Annotated in this window: 3 protein-coding genes; 1 reads left to right on the top strand and 2 read right to left on the bottom strand. The window is 33.7% G+C overall.

Going from position 1 to position 1342, the window contains the following annotated elements; translation table 11 throughout:
• Positions 1-95: transposase domain-containing protein (locus FTV13_RS15520; RefSeq protein WP_136143756.1), on the top strand; the 95-nt coding region annotated here is incomplete at its 5' end.
• A 46-nt stretch (positions 96-141) separates the two neighbouring features.
• On the opposite strand, the gene FTV13_RS15525 is transcribed toward FTV13_RS15520, so the two are convergent.
• Positions 142-414 carry an AlpA family transcriptional regulator gene (locus FTV13_RS15525; protein ID WP_218946478.1) on the bottom strand — a complete coding sequence of 91 codons (273 nt, stop codon included), beginning with the start codon at positions 412-414 and terminating at the stop codon, positions 142-144.
• Positions 415-805: 391 nt separating this feature from the next.
• Entirely contained in the window at positions 806-1030 is a 225-nt protein-coding gene (locus tag FTV13_RS15530) for a hypothetical protein (RefSeq protein ID WP_180012530.1), read from the bottom strand.
• Between the last annotated feature and the right edge of the window lie 312 nt (positions 1031-1342).

Here is a 1342-nt window from a genome sequence, read left to right on the forward strand (position 1 = left end):
CCTATCTCAGTGATGTGCTGAAAAGGCTGCCGACACATAAAGCGACCCAAATAGAAGAATTACTGCCACATCGCTGGAAATCCAACTCAAATTAAAAAATAGGCATGGGGTTCAGCGGACGCTTACTTTTTAACTTTCTGATTAACTTCTCATTTGCTCTCTACGGCATTTTTCTTTCTGCTTCGCATACCACACTTCAATTTCTTCTGTATCAAAATAAACAGCAGACTGACGGGAAGATCCACTCTTTAACGGCTTTGGAAAAGATTGATCACTTTCCATGATTTTGCGCAAACAATCACGTGACACATTCAATAATTCACAAACTTGCTTGTATTTAAGGCGCAGCGGTTTAATTGCTTGAGTGGGAGGAAGCAAAGCTGAAATATCAAGACTTGCGGTATCACGTAACATGCTACGGCGGCTTTTTCTAAAGTAATCCACAATTATGGACTCCAAAATTATGTAATTCAGACTTAAGCCTACCAAAAGTTTTTTTTTAAAAATTATTTTCGTTGAAAACTCACAAAAAAATGCCACCTCAATGATGGCATTTTCTTAAATTATTTATTTTAAAAGAGATTTTATATAGTCACTCCACCATTGCATAACCTCCGCTCTCTCTTTTATATATGTATTTCTAAAATGAGCAGACCGGACTCTATCTGTAACATGACCTAAAACAGCGGCGATTATAAAAAACTCTATCACTAAACCGTTCATATAAATGCATAGCCGCCAAATAACTGAAACCAAATAGGGTTTATCGTCCTTTATATCCCAAGTTATTCAAGGCTAACTTGAATTAGCCATCAGACATTGATTTGTAAATATTTTTATTACTAGGAAACAAATATTCACTGCCACTACCTGATAGCTCCTTTAATTCACTTAATAGTTGTTTTACATGTGTAGATAAAGGAACCACATGTACTACATTTGTCCAAATATCATTTTCAAAATCAAACTGAACCCATTTTGCAGTTCTTAAATCTATTGGTCTTGGAAAGAGATGAATAAATAATTCCAAAGCAATAGCAGCTGATTGCTGTGAATAGTCTCTTATACAGGCAATCAGATCAGGTAAGTCATGAATATTAATATGTTTCAGTCTGTTGGAGGGCTTCTTGATTTCAAATGAAATGTATAAATGTAATTTATAAATAATTCTTAAATTTGTTTAAAATTAACATAATACACGTTATACGCATTTTAAATGTTAGAAACCATTTAAAGTGTCTATATTCTCACCAATAAAAATGTCTAGTTTATGATGGTTTTTACCATCATGGACTGGATATAAATTAGAGATGTTGATCACTATGTCTGACAAGGAAATTCA

The organism is Acinetobacter sp. YH12235 (assembly GCF_013417705.1).
In the GTDB taxonomy this organism is placed as follows: domain Bacteria; phylum Pseudomonadota; class Gammaproteobacteria; order Pseudomonadales; family Moraxellaceae; genus Acinetobacter.

Excerpts from the sequence above, each read along its gene's own strand:
- FTV13_RS15525 (WP_218946478.1), bottom strand. The coding sequence starts at position 414 with ATGTTACGTGATACCGCAAGTCTTGATATTTCAGCTTTGCTTCCTCCC.